We start from the raw sequence: 19,410 nt of genomic DNA, 5'->3' as shown, positions 1-19,410 counted from the left end.
CTCATCTTCTGTGTCAGAATATCCGTTATCCTTACTTTTTACGGAAATGCCGTGACTTACTCTCAGTCTGAACGACAACAGATCCGTGCACAGATACGCCGCCAGCGCCAGGCTCTCAGCCCGCAGCAACAGCAACTGGCCGCACAACAGGTGGCGGAACGCGCCCTTTCCTTTCCTTTATTAGCGCAGGCGAGGAACGTTGCTCTGTTTCTTTCTTTCGACGGCGAACTGGATACCCGGCCCCTGATCGCCCGGTTATGGCAACGCGGACAGCAGGTTTATCTGCCGGTATTGCATCCTTTTTCGCAGGGGCAGTTGCTGTTTATCCGTTATCTTCCCGATACACCACTGAAGCCTAATCGCTTCGGCATCCCTGAACCGTCATTAAACCTGACGGAGCTGGCACCGCTGGATACGCTGGATATGATTCTGGTGCCACTGGTCGCCTTTGATGCTCAGGGACAACGGCTGGGGATGGGCGGCGGCTTCTACGACCGGACGTTACAGCATTGGCAGCAGCATGGTGTACTGCCCGCAGGCCTGGCCCATTGCTGCCAGCAGGTCCCTGCCCTGCCTACGGAACAGTGGGATATACCGCTGCCGGTGATCATCACCCCGGAAAAGATCTGGCAGTGGTAAGCCACAGTCGTCCGGGCCTACGGCCCGGTCAGCATGCCTGATAATAAAAAACTTTAAACCGCACGGAAAACTCACCCGCCTGACCATAAAAACCTCAAACCGAACAGACAAAAAACCACAGATAAACAGATACTCCCAACACACTCCCGCCAATCCGCGTTTGGCATTTTACCATTTATTGTTTACCCTTGTGCTGAGCTGTCGGAGTGGCAGGCTCTGTTCGTTTCACTCAGGAATTTTATTACAGGATTATTAAATGCAAGACTTAAATGTTGTGGGAAGCCTCCACAATGCCGGCAGTTGGCTGGCACGCAATCAGGACCTATTGCTGAGTTATGCGGTAAACATTGCAGCAGCAATTGCCATTCTCTTTGTGGGTTTCATTGTCGCCCGTGTGGTGTCCAACGGGTTAAATAAAGTACTGCGCGCCCGTAGCATCGATCAGACCGTTGCCGACTTCCTGGCGGTACTTCTGCGTTATGTCATCATCGCATTTACCGTCATTGCCGCACTGAGCCGCGTCGGCGTTCAGACTGCCTCGGTGATCGCTGTATTAGGTGCTGTAGGTCTGGCCGTAGGTCTGGCGCTGCAGGGATCGCTGTCCAACTTTGCCGCCGGTGTACTGCTGGTAACATTACGTCCTTTCCGGGTCGGTGAGTTTGTGGATATCGGTGGCGCTTCCGGTACCGTACTGAGTGTTCAGATTTTCTCTACCACACTGAAAACCAGCGATGGCAATATGGTGGTGGTGCCTAACGGCAGCATTATCTCTGCTAAAATCACTAACTACAGTCGTGAGCCATTAAGCCGCAGCCAGTTTATTATCGGTGTCTCTTATGATTCTGATATTGATGAAGTGTTCTCTGTTCTGCGCAAGGTCGTTGAAGCGGAAAGTCGTGTGCTTCAGGATAAGCCTATTGTTGTCGCGCTGAACGAAATGGGGGCTTCCAGCCTGAATATCGTTGTGCGTTGCTGGACGACATACAATGACCAGACTCAGACCTACTGGGATCTGATGGCAGCCTTTAAACGTGCTCTGGATACCAACAAAATTGGTCTGCCGTATCCGCAGATGGATGTGCATCTGTACAATCAGGCGTCAGTAAAAGCCGAAACTGCAGAGTAATCCCTCCGCCTGTCTGTGCTCACCACAGACAGGCGTCTTCCGCCGCCCCCTCCGCATAAGTTTTACTAATTACCGATAAGTTCTTTCCATTTCCTTTTATCGTGGAAAATCGCCAGACTCTGCACATAAATTTGCGGAGATATAGTTATGTTATTCTATTTACAAGGAATTACCCTCGGGGCGGCACTTATCCTGCCGTTAGGCCCCCAGAATACGTTGATACTGAATCAGGGGATCTTACGTCAGTATGCGTTGATGGCGGCCAGCTTTTGTATGCTCAGTGATGTGGTATTAATCGGCGCCGGTATTTTTGGTGGCAGTGCGCTGTTACAGCATTCTGTGCTGGCATTACAGTGCATTACCTGGGCTGGTTGTGCATTTCTGCTCTGGTATGGCTGGGGGACGTTGCGGCAGGTGTTCAGACCGGCACCGGCAGAGAATGACCGGCAACCCTCCGGCCGTCAGCGTCTGAAATTACTGATGACATTATTCGCAGTCACCTGGCTGAACCCGCATGTCTACCTGGATACGTTTGTTGTACTGGGGAGCCTGGGGAGTCAGGTGCCGGCAACGGAACGCGGCTGGTTTGCCGCCGGAGCCATTACCGCCTCTGTCGTCTGGTTTTATGCGCTGGCACTGCTTGCCGGAACATTATCCCCCTGGTTACGGCGTCCGCGCACACGCCAGATCATCAATTTACTGGTGGCGCTAATGATGTTCTTTCTGGCATTCCGGCTATTTGAAGACGGGATCCGTATGCTCAGGGACGCTATGTAAAGCTTTGTCTGTCTGGCGAACTTTCCCCTGCCGTCTGAATCCAATGGGCTATAGTTCGATTACATACAGCCTGATGCTAACTTTCCGGGAGAGAATCTGTGAAACTTCACCCACTGGTGATATCTGTTGTACTGGCCGGCAGTCTGTCGGGGCTGCCTGTCATGGCGGCTGACGTACCGGACCAGCCACATATCAGTACCTCCGGCCACGCCTCGGTGGACGTAAAGCCGGATATGGCGACGCTGACGATTGTCGTAGAGCAAACGGCCAGGCAGGCGACAGAAGCGAAAAAACGTGTGGATGATCGGGTAGCACAATACTTTGATTACCTGCAACAGCAGGGGATCGCGAAAAAGGATATTGATGCCGCCAATATCAGTACACAGCCACAATACGATTACAGTAAGCAGGGTAAAGCCCAGCTGACCGGCTATCAGGCATTGCGTCAGGTCACGGTCACTGTCCGGCAGATAGATAAACTGAATACCTTGCTGGACGATGCATTAAAAGCAGGGCTTAATGAAATCCGTTCGGTCACTCCCGGGGTCAGTCAGCCGCAGCGCTATCAGCAGCAGGCCAGGGACGAAGCCATTAAAGATGCCATTTCGCAGGCAAATGCGCTGGCAAAAGGCTTTAATTCTCAGCTCGGGCCGGTATGGAGCATTCAGTACCACACCGAAGATGTCTCAGCCCGTCCGGCAATGCGGATGTACAGCCTGGCGAAAGCCAGTGCAGATACCACACCACAGCAGACCTATGAGCAGCAGAGCATCAGTTTTGATGATAACGTGAGTGTCGTCTTCGAACTGGCCCGGCCAGCGAAGCCTGCCGCCACACCTGCGACAGCACCGCAAAACCAGCCGTGAACCGGGGATTAGCCGCCGAACGTGCCCGGGTCTGACGGGTATTCTCCCTGTCGTAAAACCCGGTGCCCGTGTTCCAGCAGGGCATCGGTGACACGACGCATTAAACGACTCTCCGGCGCAAACCGGTGCCAGTACAGCATCCGGCGCTGGTAGAGGCCGGGAGTCAGGTCGACCAGTTCCCCTTTCGCCAGTTCGTTGCCAATCTGCAGATGCGGGATCATACAACAGACCGAACTCTGTCTGGCCAGCTGAACAAAGGCCTCGGAAGAGTTAACGATATGGCACGGTACACTGCCCGGAGGCAGATCAAAATACTGCTGCAGAAAGGCCTGATGCATATCATCCAGGTGGTCAAAGGCGACCGCCGGGGCTTTCAGTAATGCATTTCGTGTCACCCCGTTCGGGAAATAACGGCTGGCAAATTCGGGGGAGGCAACAAACAGATAATCCAGGGCACCTAACTGATCCACCAGACAGCTGGGTAATGCCTGCGGCTGGATACTTACCGCACCCACAACCTCACCCCGGCGTAGTCGCTCCTGGGTGCGGCTTTCATCTTCCACCTGCAGGTTTAGCCGAACCGGTGAGTCGGCCAGCACATCTTTCAATGCAGGCAGTAACCAGGTCGCCAGACTGTCGGCGTTAACGGCGATAGACAGCAGTAGCGGAGTACTGTTACCGGACTCATCAGCCAGCCACTGCTCTTCCAGCATCTCTACCTGATGCAATAGCGCCAGTAACTTCTGACCCTGTTCGGTCGGGCGGGGAGGAACAGTGCGGACCAGCAGGGGCTGGCCAAAAAGATTCTCCAGCTGTTTAATGCGCTGTGAAACAGCGGACTGAGTAATACATAACTTTTGTGCAGCGCGTTCAAAACCCCGCTCTCGTATCACTGCATCCAGGGCCTGAAGGGTTCGGTAATCCGGGCGTTTCATGGGTATTTTCTCCCGGTTGCAGGGAAAAGATATCCCCGGTTAAGTTCACTGACGCGCACTAAGATGGTCTCTCCGTATATTTGCTGACGGTTTTATAAAACATAGGAACTTGCCGGCAAGAGTAGGTTTTTTTTCTTTTGCTTGCTTTATACTACGCTGACGAACAGTGCGTACAGGTTTAACATATCATGAGCCGTGATGAATTAAAAAAAGCAGTGGGTCAGGCAGCGCTGAAGTATGTCCGTCCCGGAACGGTAGTAGGCGTGGGTACCGGCAGTACCGTTGCTCACTTTATTGATGCATTAGCCACTATGAAACATGACATCGAAGGAGCCGTCTCCAGCTCTGAAGATTCGACGGCAAAATTACTGGCCTGTGGGATCCCAGTCATCGACCTGAATAATGTCGACCAGCTCTCGGTGTATGTTGACGGTGCAGATGAAATCAATCCGCAAATGCAGATGATCAAGGGCGGTGGTGCGGCGCTCACCCGCGAGAAAATTATCGCCGCCGTCGCAGAGCAATTCATCTGTATTGCCGATGCCAGCAAACAGGTCGATGTGCTCGGGCATTTCCCGTTACCGGTCGAGGTGATCCCGATGGCCAGGGCGTATGTTGCCAGAGAACTGGTGAAAATGGGTGGATTACCCGAATACCGGCAGCATGTGGTGACAGATAACGGCAATATCATTCTCGATGTTTACAACCTCAGCATTGTGAATCCGGCTGAGCTTGAGCGTAAAATCAATGCATTACCCGGTGTAGTGACCGTCGGATTATTTGCGGCCAGGGGCGCAGATGTAGCGCTGATCGGTACGGAAGGCGGTGTGATCACCCTGAAGAAAGGCGTCTGAGAGGCGTCTTTTTTTTTAGTTAATTTTAGTGATTTATATCACATTTAAATAAGTAACTGATAAATTCTTCTTTCCTGCAGACGTAATCGTTTTCTTTTTATCGAAATCTGCTGAAACCGCAGTGCGGGCAGACTGAAACCGGGAACGGGTTTCTGTTGCCCGTCGCGGAAATTTTGTTATGTTGACAGAAGAAATGCTTATATTCGTCTCAATATCGTCAACCATAAGGTCGGGCAATGGCAAAGGTATCACTGGAAAAAGACAAAATTAAGTTTCTGCTGGTGGAAGGTGTTCATCAGACAGCGCTGGATAATCTTCGTGCAGCGGGCTATACCAATATTGAATTTCATAAGGGTGCACTGGATAGCGAATCTCTGAAAGAATCGATTCGCGATGCACACTTTGTCGGGATCCGCTCCCGTACCCACCTGACCGAAGACGTATTTGCGGCCGCAGAAAAATTAGTGGCGGTCGGTTGCTTCTGTATCGGGACTAATCAGGTTGATCTGGATGCCGCGGCAAAACGTGGTATCCCGGTCTTCAATGCGCCATTCTCTAACACCCGTTCGGTGGCTGAGCTGGTCATTGGTGAACTGCTGCTGCTGTTACGCGGTATTCCTGAAGCCAATGCCAAGGCTCATCGGGGGATCTGGAACAAGAATGCCAAAGGCTCGTTTGAAGCCCGTGGCAAAAAGCTGGGGATCATCGGTTACGGTCATATCGGTATGCAGCTGGGTGTGCTGGCCGAAAGCCTGGGTATGCATGTGTTCTTCTACGATGTGGAAGATAAGCTGCCATTAGGTAATGCGACGCAGGTAAAACATCTGAATGATCTGCTGGGGATGAGTGATGTGGTTACTCTGCATGTTCCTGAAACCCCGAACACACAAAATATGATCGGCACTGAGCAACTGGCGGCAATGAAAAAAGGCGGCCTGCTGATCAATGCCTCCCGCGGAACGGTCATTGATATTCCGGCGCTGTGTGAAGCGCTGGCAAGCAAGCATCTGAGTGGTGCCGCTATCGACGTTTATCCGCAGGAACCGGCCAGCAACAGTGATCCTTTTGTCTCGCCACTGTGTGAGTTCGATAATGTGATCCTGACGCCGCATATCGGTGGTTCTACCGAAGAAGCGCAGGAGAATATTGGCGTGGAAGTATCCGGTAAGCTGATTAAATACTCTGATAACGGTTCAACGTTGTCAGCAGTAAACTTCCCTGAAGTTTCCCTGCCAGGCCATGCCGCCAGCGCCAGCCGTTTGCTGCATATCCATGAGAACCGGCCGGGCGTACTGACCGCAATCAACCAGATTTTTGCCGAGCAGGGCATCAATATTATGGGGCAGTATCTGCAGACGACGCCGTATATGGGCTATGTGGTTATCGATATTGACGCCCCGCAGGATGTCGCCGACAAAGCGCTGCAACTAATGAAAGGTATTCAGGGTACGCTGCGTGCCCGTCTGCTGTACTAAGATGCCAGATGCAGTATCCAAAAGGCGGGGAAACCCGCCTTTTTTGTCGCTGTAATCCGGTATCGGGCGCGACGTCGACTGGCATTAACAGGACCGGGCAAAGGGCGCATGGCCGCGCCCTCTGCACTCCGGGCCTTGCGACAAGCCTGCCCGCCGCTGCGCGGTACCTTCGCTTACTTATATGTCCTTTACGGACCGGTCATGATTCGCTCCTGCTCAGCATGATCTCTCGCCGCGTCCCTGCGGCTCGTCCTGGACACATTCGCTCGCTCAGCGGTGCGATGTCGCGGTAAGTCTCCGGGTGTGGGTCCGGTGAAAACCGGAGGATTTTTTTCTCAGGCCTGTGGCTAGTGAGTTCGGCTGTGGGTTTTTATGGTCAGACCGTGAATATTCCGTTCGGCTGTGGTCTTTTATAATCAGGTCGTGAGTGTTCCGTTCGCTTTATGTTAAGGCAGGCTGCCTTAGCCCCGCCGGGGGCGACCGGGCAAAGGGCGCATGGCCGCGCCCTCTGCACTCCGGGCCTGGCGACAAGCCTGCCCGCCGCTGCGCGGTACCTTCGCTTACTTATATGTCCTTTACGGACCGGTCATGATTCGCTCCTACTCAGCATGACCTCTCGCCGCATCCATGCGCCTCGTCCTGGACATATTCGCTCGCTCAGCGGTGCGATGCCGCCCTACCTGTGGTGCAGGCATCCGCGGAAAAGTGAGTGTATTTTTTGCAGTAAAAGAGAGGCTGGCAGGTTATAGATATCTGATATTTTTGTCGGGACGGTGAGTCTTCCGTTCGCCTTGCTGCAAGGCAGCTCAACCTGACACCACGGCAATAAAAAAGGCCCGCATCGCGGGCCTTTGTTTCCCTCAATGAGGGTTACAGACGATCGATCGCATTCAGCTCATGGAATGCCTGTTCCAGGCGAACCACCATTGAGCTCTGCGCTGCACGCAGCCAGGCACGTGGATCATAGAATTTCTTGTTCGGTTTATCGTCACCCTCAGGGTTGCCCAGCTGAGACTGCAGATAACCTTCGTTCTTTTTGTAGTACTGCAGAATACCGTCCCAGGTCGCCCATTGGGTATCGGTATCGATATTCATTTTAATCACGCCATAGCCGATAGCTTCTTTGATCTCTTCCGCAGAAGAACCGGAGCCGCCATGGAAAACAAAGTTCAGCGCGTTGTGCGGCAGACCATGTTTTTCGCTGACATAATCCTGTGAGTTACGCAGAATTTTTGGTGTCAGCTGAACGTTACCCGGTTTGTATACACCGTGTACGTTACCAAAAGAGGCAGCGATGGTGAAATTAGGGCTGACTTCATTCAGTTTACGGTAGGCGTAATCAACATCTTCAGGCTGGGTATACAGGGCTGAGTTATCGAGGTGAGAGTTATCAACACCGTCTTCTTCACCGCCGGTACAACCCAGTTCGATTTCCAGGGTCATCCCCATTTTTGCCATGCGAGCCAGATATTTGCTGCTGATTTCGATGTTTTCTTCCAGTGACTCTTCAGACAGGTCGATCATGTGAGAAGAGAACAGAGGCTTACCGGTTTTGGCGAAATGCGCTTCACCGGCATCCAGCAGACCATCAATCCACGGCAGCAGTTTTTTGGCACAGTGGTCGGTGTGCAGGATCACCGGCACGCCGTACGCTTCAGCCATCAGATGCACATGGTGTGCACCTGCGATGGCTCCCATGATGGCCGCCGCCTGTGGCTTGTCAGACTTATATCCTTTACCGGCAATAAAGGCAGCACCGCCGTTAGAAAACTGAACAATCACCGGCGCTTTCACTTTAGCCGCAGTTTCCAGTACCGCATTGATGGAGTCGCTGCCCACGCAGTTTACTGCAGGCAGTGCAAAATGATTCTCTTTAGCGACCTGGAAGATTTTCTGAACATCTTCGCCAGTAACTACACCAGGTTTTACGAAATCAAAAATTTTAGACATAACATTGTCCTGTTTCGTTGGCCGTAAACGGATGCCCGTTAGCCGGGCTAAACTCGATGCGCCCGGCCCCTGCCGGGTACACCGTTGCAGAATTACTGTTTTGCACGCTCTTCAAGCATGGCAACTGCCGGTAGTTTTTTACCTTCAACAAACTCGAGGAAAGCCCCGCCGCCGGTAGAGATATAAGAAATTTTATCTTCGATACCGAACAGGTCGATGGCCGCCAGCGTATCACCGCCACCGGCAACGGAGAATGCATCGCTGTCTGCAATGGCATTAGCAACGATTTCGGTCCCTTTACGGAAGTTAGGGAACTCAAACACCCCTACCGGACCATTCCACAGAATAGTCTTCGCGCCTTTCAGGATGGCGGCCATAGCCTGTGCTGTCTCATCGCCGAAGTCCATGATCTCTTCATCATCACGGATGTCAGTGACTTTTTTCACCGTTGCCGGTGCAGTTTCAGAAAACTCTGTACCTACGCGGGAGTCCGTCGGTACCGGGATCCCATGCTGATCACGCAGTTTTTTCGCAGCTTCCACGAAGTCCGGCTCATACAGTGATTTACCGACATTGTTGTCGATAGCAACGAAGGTATTTGCGATACCCCCGCCGACAATCACGGTATCAGCAATGCCCACCAGTGACTGCAGCACATCAAACTTCGTCGAAACTTTAGACCCCCCCACGACAGCCACCATCGGACGCGCAGGGTTGCTCATCGCTTTACCTAACGCTTCCAGTTCCGCGGATAACAGCGGGCCGGCACAGGCGATAGGCGCGAATTTACCGACGCCGTGGGTAGATGCCTGGGCGCGGTGTGCGGTACCGAAGGCATCCATCACAAAGACATCACAGAGTGCGGCATATTTCTTCGCCAGCACTTCGTCATCCTTTTTCTCACCTTTGTTGAAACGGACGTTTTCCAGTACCACCAGTTGGCCGTTTTCCACGGAGACACCGTCCAGATAGTCTTTTGCCAGCTTGACCGGGGTTCCGTTCAGTTTATCTTTCAGGTAATTCACTACCGGCAATAAAGAGAACTCTTCATTGTATTCGCCTTCCACCGGGCGACCGAGGTGAGAGGTCACCATGACTTTAGCACCCTGCTTCAGTGCAGATTCGATGGTCGGTAATGATGCACGAATACGGGCATCTGACGTAACTTTTCCGTCTTTTACCGGCACGTTCAAGTCAGCACGAATCAGTACACGTTTACCTGCAAGATCCAGATCGGTCATTTTAATTACAGACATGGTGAATCCTCTTATTGATTCTCGTAAGTTTGTCAGGCGTTATCACGCCTTACCTGAAATTACCTGCAGACATTGCTAAGGTGGTGTCCAGCATCCGGTTAGCAAAGCCCCATTCGTTATCGCACCATACCAGGGTTTTCACCAGGTGCTGACCACTGACCCGTGTCTGGGTACCATCGACGATGGCACTGTGCGGATCGTGGTTAAAATCAACAGAAACTAAGGGTAGTTCGGTATAGTCGACTATACCACGAAATATTCCCTGTGCTCCGTTTTGCAAAATCTCGTTAACTTTGGCCGCCGTCACCGGTATTTCCAGGGTAACACTGAGGTCGATGGCCGTCACATTGATCACCGGTACCCTTACGGCGATAGCTTCAAACCGATCCGCAAACTGAGGGAATATCCGCGTGATCCCGGCCGCCAGTTTGGTATCTACCGGAATGATCGACTGACTGGCTGCCCGGGTCCGCCGCAGATCGGTATGATAGGCATCCAGAACCTGCTGATCGTGCATCGATGAATGGATAGTCGTGACCGTACCCGACACAATCCTGAACGCATCATCCAGTAGTTTAATCACCGGGATGATACAATTTGTGGTACAGGACGCATTTGAGACTATCCGGTCACTTGCTTTCAGTTCATGGTGGTTCACACCATACACCACGGTCGCATCCAGAGAGTTTCCGCCCGGGTGTGAAAACAGCACTTTTTTAGCGCCGGCAGCCAGGTGTGCTTCACCATCCGCACGGCTGCCATAGTGCCCGGTACAATCCAGAACGATATCAATATCCAGTTCCCGCCAGGGGAGAGACGCTATCCGGGGCTGATGTAATAAACGAATAGGATCCCGCCCTACCCGAAGCACATCCTCTTCCAGCCGGACCTCATAAGCAAAGCGACCATGAGTGGTGTCATATTTCAGCAGATGGGCAATCCCTTCGTTGTCGGCCAGTTCATTAATGGCCACGACTGAAATATCCGTATGCCGGCCGCTTTCATACAGTGCGCGCAATACGCTACGGCCAATACGTCCAAAACCATTAATCGCAATTCTCAGGGTCATGTCACTACCATTTTCTTTGTGCCGGGTGTTATGGAAGACGATGTTCGCCGTCATCACAACCCGTTAGCGTAACGGCAGACCGGACATTAATGCCGTTACAGAACCCCAACTGAAACGCTTCAGCTGAGAATAAATCATGCTATGCCACACGGGAATGACTGAGATCAACTGCAATTCTAATTATTCGATCAAACTCACATTTTCAACCGCTAACTGTGCATAAAAAACACATCTGCGGTCACCCTTCCCGTCCCGTGACCTGAAAAAAAAGCATGGCAGTTTCCCGCCATGCTGTTCATTTAAAACCTGTCAAAAGACCGGATTACAGCAGAGCGTTAGCTTTCGCCACCACGTTCTCTACGGTAAACCCGAACTCTTTAAACAGCAGATCTGCCGGGGCTGACTCGCCGAAGCTGGTCATACCGACAATCGCACCGTTCAGGCCGGTATATTTGTACCAGAAGTCAGCGATAGCTGCCTCGATAGCCACACGGGCGGTGACCGCCGCCGGCAGTACCGATTCACGGTACGCCGCATCCTGCTTATCGAAGGCATCCGTTGACGGCATAGAAACGACACGGACCTTACGGCCCTGGCCGCTCAGCTGCTCTGCGGCCGCCACGGCCAGAGAGACTTCTGAACCGGTCGCAATCAGGATCAGTTCCGGCTGACCGTCACAATCCTTCAGTACGTATCCGCCGCGGGCGACGTTCGCCAGCTGCTCCGCGCTGCGTGGCTGCTGCGCCAGGTTCTGGCGGGAGAAGATCAGCGCGGTCGGGCCGTCCTGACGTTCGATAGCGTATTTCCATGCCACCGCAGATTCCACCTGGTCACACGGACGCCAGGTACTCATGTTCGGGGTGGTGCGCAGGCTGGCCAGCTGCTCGACCGGCTGGTGAGTCGGGCCGTCTTCACCCAGACCGATAGAGTCATGGGTGTAGACCAGCACCTGACGGATTTTCATCAGGGCTGCCATACGGGTTGCGTTACGCGCATATTCCACAAACATCAGGAAGGTTGCGGTATAAGGCAGGAAGCCGCCATGCAGGGAGATACCGTTCGCCACCGCGGTCATACCGAACTCGCGCACACCGTAATGGATATAGTTACCGGCGGCATCTTCGTTGATCGGTTTAGAGCCGGACCACATGGTCAGGTTGCTCGGTGCCAGGTCGGCTGAACCGCCCAGATATTCCGGCAGCAGTTTACCGAACGCTTCAATGGCATTCTGTGAGGCTTTACGGCTGGCGATGTTCGCCGGGTTTGCCTGCAGCTGTTCGATGTATTTCTGTGACTCTTCCTGCCAGTTTTCCGGCAGTTTATCCGTGGTACGACGGATGAATTCCTCAGCCAGCGCCGGGAAAGCCTGCTGATAAGCAGCAAATTTCTTATCCCACGCCTGCTCTTTCTCAGTACCGGCGTTTTTGGCATCCCAGGCCGCATAAATATCGTCAGGGATTTCAAACGGTGCGTAGTTCCAGCCCAGCTGTTTACGGGTCAGTGCGATTTCCTCGTCACCCAGCGGGGCGCCGTGAGAATCGTGGGTGCCGGCTTTGTTCGGCGAACCGAAACCGATGACCGTTTTGCAAATCAGCAATGACGGTTTGTCGGTCACACTGCGTGCTTCTTCCACCGCGCGGCGGATAGCGTCATGGTCGTGACCGTCGATACCGCGGATCACATGCCAGTTATAGGCTTCGAAACGCATACCGGTATCGTCGGTAAACCAGCCATCGGTATGACCATCGATGGAGATCCCGTTGTCGTCATAGAAAGCGATCAGTTTACCCAGTTTCAGGGTACCGGCCAGTGAACAGGCTTCGTGAGAGATCCCTTCCATCATGCAGCCATCACCCATAAACGCGTAGGTGTAGTGGTCGACGATATCGTGGCCCGGACGGTTAAACTGGGCAGCCAGCGTACGCTCAGCAATGGCAAAACCGACGGCATTGGCAATGCCCTGACCCAGCGGACCGGTGGTGGTTTCCACGCCCGGGGTGTAGCCGTATTCCGGGTGACCCGGGGTACGGGAGTGCAGCTGGCGGAAGTTTTCCAGCTCCTGAATCGGCAGATCATATCCGGTGAGGTGCAGCAGGCTGTAAATCAGCATCGAACCGTGGCCGTTAGACAGCACAAAGCGGTCACGATCGGCCCAGGACGGGTTCTGCGGGTTATGATTCAGGAAATCACGCCATAACACTTCGGCAATATCAGCCATGCCCATCGGGGCGCCCGGGTGACCGGATTTGGCTTTTTGTACGGCATCCATACTGAGGGCACGAATAGCATTCGCGAGTTCTTTATGAGAGGGCATGCTTAAACTCCAGATCGGATAATGGCCTTCCCTTTACCAATGCATTGAAAATCAACAATTAACAGGCAAGGCGGAAAAACAGTCGTCCTTCAATGTACATGAAAAGCGGGGCAAAAGTATATGCTATGGCGGGCGAATTGTGCGACCCGGAAGGCTGGCAGGCAGGGATAAACCCTCAGAGTGTTTACCGGAAGCGGAGATCACAAAAGATTATGCTGCCCCCCGGTGAGGGAAGACAGTTTTACCGGCCCGGGAGCATAGTTTTTCAGAGGGAATCCCGGCGGGTGCTTTTTATACAGAAAGGCTGATTTACCGGCAGAACCTGACGTTCTGCCGGCAGTCCTGAGCGCGTGTCAGAGATCAGCTTTTGAAGATGCTGGCGACCAGAGAGCCCAGATCCGGCGAACTGTTAGTGCCTGTGGCTTCCGGATGAACTTCTCCCTGCGGAGAAATTTTATCCATCAGTTCCGGCAGAATTTTCGACAGAACACCGGAGGCACCGTCAACGTCGGTCCCCAGCTTGCCGGCCAGAGACTCTAAGTCCTGGCTGCTGAGTGCTGACTTAATGTCATCACTGCTGACAGACTGATTCGCGCCATTGCTCAGCCAGCTGGAGAGGATTTCGCCCAATCCGCCCTGCTGAAATTTCTGGATCAGAACTTCCACACCGCCCTGCTCCTGAACCCAGTTCCAGACAGCCTGTAACTGTCCCAGATTATTTTGCTGCCCGCCGGTCAGTGAACCGACCAGATCATCCAGTAAACCCATGATATTCTCCTGTTAAAACCGTATCCGGTAACTTACCCCTGATACGGTCTCCGATACAAGTGATTACGCTTTGTTAGCGGCCTGAACATGTAACATATCTAATGCCAGCGTAGCCGCGGCCAGTGACGTCAGGTCAGCATGATCATACCCGGGCGCAACTTCCACCAGGTCCATACCGACGATATTCATGCCCTGAAGTCCGCGAATTAATTTCGTCGCCTTGTCGGACGTCAGCCCGCCAATCACCGGCGTCCCGGTGCCCGGTGCGTGTGCCGGGTCCAGACAATCGATATCAAAGGTCAGATATACCGGCAGATCACCGACGGTTTTTTTGATTTCGGCCAGAATGGCTTCCACCGACTGATCATTGACCCAGGCCGCATCCAGCACATTGAAGCCCAGGTTTTTGTCATATTCGGTACGGATACCAATCTGTACCGAGTGATCCGGGTCAATCAGTCCTTCATTCGGGGCGTGGTAGAACATGGTCCCGTGATCGAATGTCGGGCCGTTGGAATAGGTATCGGTATGCGCATCAAAATGGACCAGGGCCATCTTACCGAAATGCTTCGCATGGGCGCGCAGCAGTGGCAGAGAGATATAGTGGTCGCCACCGAAGGTCAGCATACGTTTACCGTTAGCCAGTAACTTTTCGGCGTGCTCCTGCAACCGGGTCGACATGTCCCGGGAATCACCAAAGGCATAGACCAGGTCACCGCAATCGACGACGTTCAGACGCTCACGCAGATCGAAATCCCACGGCCAGCGGCACCCTTCCCAGGCCAGGTTGGTCGATATCTGACGAATGGCGCCGGGACCTAAACGGCTGCCGGGACGGCCGGACGTCGCCGCATCGAAAGGAACCCCCGTGATCACCCACTCGGCATCGCTGTCATAGGGCTGAAAATTCAGCGGGAAGCGCATAAAGCCAAAGGCATTGGACACCAGGGAGTTGTCATACTGATTACCCAGGGTATGGTACATATCTTTTCCTCTTTCATTCCGGTGAACGGATCACCGGCATCAGACAGTCAGCTATCCGTTCAGGTATAGACGAAAAAAAACCCTTGTGTGTCGTTAAACCCGACGCACAAGAGTATTTGCGGATTATGATAGTTCGTTGCCCCCTCTGCAATGATTATCCGTGCGTACTGATAATCGTCAGACAGGGCAGACGCTATTACTCGTCTTCCAGGTAGGTGTACCCGTAGAGACCGCTTTCAAATTCCGACAGGAACTGGTCACGCAATTCTTCTTCGATGTCGCTGGCTTTCACCTGTTTCTGGAACAGTTCCAGCAATTCACGCGGATTCAGCTGTACGTATTCCAGCATGTCAGCCACGGTATCGCCCGTATCGGACAATTCCACATCCACCGAGCCATCATCGAAGGCATATACGTTAACCGCTTCAGTATCACCGAACAGGTTATGCATATTGCCCAGAATTTCCTGATATGCACCGACCATAAAGAAGCCCAGCATCGGCGGATTTTCCGGATCATATTCCGGCATAGGCATGGTGGTAGCAATACCGTCACCGTCGACGTAGTGATCGATGGTGCCATCGGAGTCACAGGTAATATCCAGCAGGACGGCACGACGCTCCGGCGACTTGTTCAGCCCTTCCAGCGGCAGTACCGGGAACAACTGGTCGATGCCCCAGGCATCCGGCATGGACTGGAACAATGAGAAGTTGACGTAGATCTTATCTGCCATCCGCTCCTGTAACTCGTCAATGATCGGACGATGTGCACGGTTGCTAGGGTCCAGATGCTGGCGGGTATAATGGCAGATGCTCAGGTACAACTGCTCAGCCCAGGCTCGCTGGGTCAGGCTGTAGGTGCCGGCCGAATATCCGGTGTGGATATCAGACAGGTCCATCTGACTGTCATGCAACCATTCACGCAGGGAGCGGCGAACATTCGGTTCATGCATCTCCTGCCAGGTTTCCCACAGGCTGATAATCGGACGAGGTGAGTCTTCCGCCGGGGCCTGAGGGGTCGTAAATTCATTACGCTCCACACCGATGATATTAGACACCAGAACCGTATGGTGTGCGGTTACCGCACGCCCTGATTCCGTGATCACGGTCGGATGCTCCAGCCCATGTTCGTCGCAGGCATCACCGATCGCCCAGATAACATTATTGGCGTATTCATTCAGGCCATAGTTCACCGAACAATCTGACTGGGAACGGGTGCCTTCGTAATCGACCCCCAGACCTCCGCCGACATCGAAGCACTTGATATTCACGCCCAGTTTCGCCAGTTCAACATAGAAGCGTGCCGACTCACGCACCCCGGTAGAAATATCACGGATGTTTGCCATCTGTGAGCCAAGATGGAAATGCAGCAGTTGCAGGCTGTCCAGCCGGCCGGCATTACGCATGATGTCCACCAGCTGCAGCACCTGAGTCGCCGACAGACCAAACTTCGATTTCTCGCCGCCACTGGACTGCCATTTGCCCGACCCCTGAGAGGCCAGACGCGCACGGATCCCCAGGCGCGGCGTGACGTTCAGGCGCTCGGCCTCTTCCAGCACCAGGCGGACTTCGGTCATTTTTTCAATAACCAGGTACACTTTATGGCCCAGCTTTTCGCCGATTAACGCCAGACGAATGTATTCGCGGTCTTTATAGCCGTTACAGACAATCACCGAGCGTGTCTGACCCGCATGCGCCAGTACCGCCATCAGCTCGGCTTTAGAGCCGGCTTCCAGCCCCAGCGGTTCACCGGAATTGATCAGCGACTCAATAACGCGCTTATGCTGATTGACCTTGATGGGATACACGAGGAAATAATCCCCCCGGTAGCCAAACGATTCACGGGCGCGACGGAAGGCTTCGTTGATGGAGCGCAGGCGGTGTTGCAGGATCTGCGGGAAACAGAACAGCGCCGGCAGACGCTGCCCCTGAGCTTCACGCTCTTTGACCAGCTTCGCCAGATCTACCCTGACTTCCGGTTTTTCCGGATTCGGACACACACTGATATGACCCAGTTCATTGACGTCATAATAGTTATTGCCCCACCAGGCGATGTTATAGGTTTTTAACATCCGGCTGGCTTCAGAATTATTGATTGCGACTTCCTGCATTGAGCGCAATTCCCCATGTTCGCCTGCTGACGAACCCTTAATAGTCTTCATGTCGTCAGACATTGCGAACCTCTATTTTAGATAGAAAAGTGAAACGGCTGATTTCCCGCATGGAGAAACGTCCCCTGATCGGATTGGCAATTTCATCCCTCAGGTATAGCACAGAGTCAGGATGAACGATGGCATTAATAGGATTACCGGCCTGAGTGATGCCGCCAGGGACACCCCCGGCAAGGCAGATAGCAGAATCCCCCTGCAGGCAGCCTTCAGACGGCACAGGGATCCGTATTAACCGGGTAAAAAGAATCACTTCGTCGGGACAGTGTGGAGGTAAGTGTATGACTCGCGGAAAAAACTGAGTGAGAACTCAGCGCATCAGAACAGAGCGAAGAACCATCAAAAAATGTACAGGTCCGGTTCATTAGTCTTGTCACCTCCACATATGCTGTCTGCATACGGAAAACGGTCAGAGGGTGAAGGTCAGAAAGCAGTATTCCTGACACAAATGCCACGTCAGGGACGCGCCACCGCAGTGTGGTATTCCCGGGGGAACAGCAGCCGCTGTTTATACCGCCCGCCGCCCGAAAAAGCAAAGAAATTATCCCAAAATCAGCAGGCTGTCCGCATAAGTTTACACGCCGTAACGCCTTAATAATAAAAAAGGGCTGGAATTTACACGGAGGTGTGACCTAAAATAGACGTCCGGATGGTTTTCCGTCTAATAAATCTCCATCTGCACTCATTAGTTAGTCACCAGGCAGTGTCACACCAGCCTGTGCCGTAAGGCACACCCTGTACCGCTCACGGCTTTGTCTTAAGAAGCGAAACTGAGCACTGCTGATGTTCGCTATGCTGTAGAATTGAAACCATAGAGTAAGGTAAAGAACAAATGGCAAAACACTTATTTACATCCGAGTCCGTATCAGAAGGGCATCCCGATAAAATTGCTGATCAGATCTCTGATGCAGTGCTGGATGCCATCCTTGAACAAGATCCTAAAGCACGCGTAGCCTGCGAAACCTATGTCAAAACAGGCATGGTGCTGGTCGGTGGTGAAGTGACGACCAGTGCATGGGTCGATATCGAAGATATCACCCGTCAGACCGTCCGTGATATCGGTTATGTTCATTCCGATATGGGTTTTGATGCGAACTCCTGTGCAGTACTGAGTGCAATTGGTAAACAATCTCCGGATATCAACCAGGGGGTTGACCGTGCCGATCCTCTGGAACAGGGTGCCGGTGACCAGGGCCTGATGTTCGGTTATGCCACCAACGAAACCGATGTACTGATGCCAGCCCCGGTGACCTACGCACACCGTCTGGTACAGCGTCAGTCCGAAGTCCGTAAAGATGGCACGCTGCCATGGTTACGCCCGGATGCAAAAAGCCAGGTAACCTTCCAGTACGACGACGGTAAAATTGTCGGTATCGATGCCGTGGTGCTGTCCACTCAGCACGCTGAAGACATTGGCCAGAAAGAGCTGCAGGAAGCGGTGATGGAAACCATCATCAAGCCTGTACTGCCGGAAGAGTGGCTGACCAGCGCGACCAAATATTTTATCAACCCGACCGGTCGTTTTGTTATCGGCGGCCCGATGGGTGACTGTGGTTTAACCGGTCGTAAAATTATCGTTGATACTTACGGCGGTATGGCTCGTCACGGTGGCGGTGCGTTTTCAGGTAAAGATCCGTCAAAAGTTGACCGTTCTGCGGCCTATGCTGCACGCTATGTGGCGAAAAATATCGTCGCTGCCGGCCTGGCTGACCGTTGTGAAATTCAGGTGTCTTACGCTATCGGCGTCGCTGAGCCGACCTCCATCATGGTTGAAACCTTTGGTACCGGCAAAGTCCCTACCGAACAACTGACCCTGCTGGTGCGTGAGTTCTTCGATCTGCGTCCATACGGTCTGATTCAGATGCTGGATCTGCTGCACCCGATTTACCGTGAGACGGCAGCTTATGGTCACTTTGGCCGTGAGCACTTCCCATGGGAAAAAACCGACAAAGCTGAAGCCCTGCGAGAGGCTGCCGGTCTGTAATTCATCTGTCAGACAGGGCAGAACTCTGCCCTGTCTGTTCTGACTTCCGTCCACTTTTCCCCCTGACCTCCCCACTGCGTGCGATTTGTTGTCACTCCTCATCCATCGAACCGGGCAAAATATTTGTTAAAAATCCTTTGTGGTAACGGTTACATTTGAAAGCGACTATCAATCTCAGATTTTTCAGGCTATAACAATTGATATTCATCGGGAAAAATAGCTTGCTTTGGGTTCCGCCAGCGGGAC

16 protein-coding genes are annotated in these 19,410 nt (G+C 53.0%); 7 read left to right on the top strand and 9 right to left on the bottom strand.

Translation table 11 applies throughout. The annotated features are described in order from the left end of the window. Nucleotides 1-51 precede the first annotated feature (51 nt). The 4 genes from ABD035_RS08920 (at nucleotide 52) to ABD035_RS08905 (ending at nucleotide 3,408) form a co-directional block, all read left to right on the top strand. A complete protein-coding gene (locus ABD035_RS08920) occupies nucleotides 52-639 on the top strand; it encodes a 5-formyltetrahydrofolate cyclo-ligase (protein WP_343869470.1) in 588 nt (195 codons plus the stop codon). Between the two features lie 256 nt (nucleotides 640-895). Then, complete coding sequence (mscS, locus tag ABD035_RS08915; RefSeq protein ID WP_212715124.1) at nucleotides 896-1,765, top strand: small-conductance mechanosensitive channel MscS; 870 nt, start codon at nucleotides 896-898, stop codon at nucleotides 1,763-1,765. Between the two features lie 147 nt (nucleotides 1,766-1,912). After that, complete coding sequence (locus ABD035_RS08910; RefSeq protein ID WP_343869468.1) at nucleotides 1,913-2,542, top strand: LysE family transporter; 630 nt, start codon at nucleotides 1,913-1,915, stop codon at nucleotides 2,540-2,542. A 98-nt stretch (nucleotides 2,543-2,640) separates the two neighbouring features. Next, a complete protein-coding gene (locus tag ABD035_RS08905; RefSeq protein WP_343869466.1) occupies nucleotides 2,641-3,408 on the top strand; it encodes an oxidative stress defense protein in 768 nt (255 codons plus the stop codon). A gap of 8 nt (nucleotides 3,409-3,416) precedes the next feature. Here ABD035_RS08905 and ABD035_RS08900 read toward each other — a convergent pair whose 3' ends face one another. Next, the gene (locus ABD035_RS08900) at nucleotides 3,417-4,343 is read right to left on the bottom strand and encodes a LysR family transcriptional regulator ArgP (RefSeq protein WP_212715121.1); all 927 of its coding nucleotides are present in this window, start codon (nucleotides 4,341-4,343) and stop codon (nucleotides 3,417-3,419) included. Nucleotides 4,344-4,531: 188 nt separating this feature from the next. Between ABD035_RS08900 and rpiA the strand changes: the two genes are divergently transcribed. Together rpiA and serA are read left to right on the top strand one after the other, a co-directional pair. Further along, on the top strand, nucleotides 4,532-5,197 hold the full coding sequence (gene rpiA / locus ABD035_RS08895) for a ribose-5-phosphate isomerase RpiA (protein ID WP_212715120.1): 666 nt from the start codon (nucleotides 4,532-4,534) through the stop codon (nucleotides 5,195-5,197). A gap of 236 nt (nucleotides 5,198-5,433) precedes the next feature. Further along, complete coding sequence (gene serA, locus ABD035_RS08890; RefSeq protein ID WP_212715119.1) at nucleotides 5,434-6,672, top strand: phosphoglycerate dehydrogenase; 1,239 nt, start codon at nucleotides 5,434-5,436, stop codon at nucleotides 6,670-6,672. A gap of 870 nt (nucleotides 6,673-7,542) precedes the next feature. Here serA and fbaA read toward each other — a convergent pair. The 8 genes from fbaA to ABD035_RS08850 all read right to left on the bottom strand — a co-directional run bounded on the left by fbaA (nucleotide 7,543) and on the right by ABD035_RS08850 (nucleotide 17,400). Beyond that, a complete protein-coding gene (gene fbaA / locus ABD035_RS08885; protein ID WP_212715030.1) occupies nucleotides 7,543-8,622 on the bottom strand; it encodes a class II fructose-bisphosphate aldolase in 1,080 nt (359 codons plus the stop codon). Between the two features lie 92 nt (nucleotides 8,623-8,714). Beyond that, a complete protein-coding gene (gene pgk / locus ABD035_RS08880; RefSeq protein WP_212715031.1) occupies nucleotides 8,715-9,878 on the bottom strand; it encodes a phosphoglycerate kinase in 1,164 nt (387 codons plus the stop codon). Between the two features lie 49 nt (nucleotides 9,879-9,927). Next, entirely contained in the window at nucleotides 9,928-10,947 is a 1,020-nt protein-coding gene (gene epd / locus ABD035_RS08875) for an erythrose-4-phosphate dehydrogenase (RefSeq protein WP_212715061.1), read from the bottom strand. Nucleotides 10,948-11,269: 322 nt separating this feature from the next. After that, the gene (gene tkt, locus ABD035_RS08870; protein ID WP_343869461.1) at nucleotides 11,270-13,261 is read right to left on the bottom strand and encodes a transketolase; all 1,992 of its coding nucleotides are present in this window, start codon (nucleotides 13,259-13,261) and stop codon (nucleotides 11,270-11,272) included. Between the two features lie 360 nt (nucleotides 13,262-13,621). Continuing rightward, complete coding sequence (locus ABD035_RS08865) at nucleotides 13,622-14,029, bottom strand: YidB family protein (RefSeq protein WP_212715033.1); 408 nt, start codon at nucleotides 14,027-14,029, stop codon at nucleotides 13,622-13,624. 63 nt (nucleotides 14,030-14,092) lie between these two features. Then, a complete protein-coding gene (gene speB / locus ABD035_RS08860; RefSeq protein ID WP_343869458.1) occupies nucleotides 14,093-15,013 on the bottom strand; it encodes an agmatinase in 921 nt (306 codons plus the stop codon). Between the two features lie 196 nt (nucleotides 15,014-15,209). After that, entirely contained in the window at nucleotides 15,210-17,186 is a 1,977-nt protein-coding gene (gene speA, locus ABD035_RS08855) for a biosynthetic arginine decarboxylase (RefSeq protein ID WP_212715035.1), read from the bottom strand. Continuing rightward, entirely contained in the window at nucleotides 17,179-17,400 is a 222-nt protein-coding gene (locus tag ABD035_RS08850; protein WP_343869456.1) for a hypothetical protein, read from the bottom strand. The genes speA and ABD035_RS08850 overlap by 8 nt, the downstream gene beginning before the upstream one ends. Before the next feature lie 612 nt (nucleotides 17,401-18,012). On the opposite strand from ABD035_RS08850, the gene metK reads away from it, so the two are divergent. Beyond that, entirely contained in the window at nucleotides 18,013-19,164 is a 1,152-nt protein-coding gene (gene metK / locus ABD035_RS08845; RefSeq protein WP_025902738.1) for a methionine adenosyltransferase, read from the top strand. The last annotated feature ends 246 nt before the right edge of the window (nucleotides 19,165-19,410 follow it).

The sequence above is a fragment of the Tatumella terrea genome, assembly GCF_039523755.1.
Classification (GTDB): Bacteria; Pseudomonadota; Gammaproteobacteria; order Enterobacterales; family Enterobacteriaceae; genus Tatumella; species Tatumella terrea.
The sequence above is the reverse complement of the archived record's forward strand: the minus strand, read 5'-3'. Positions and strand labels throughout refer to the sequence as shown.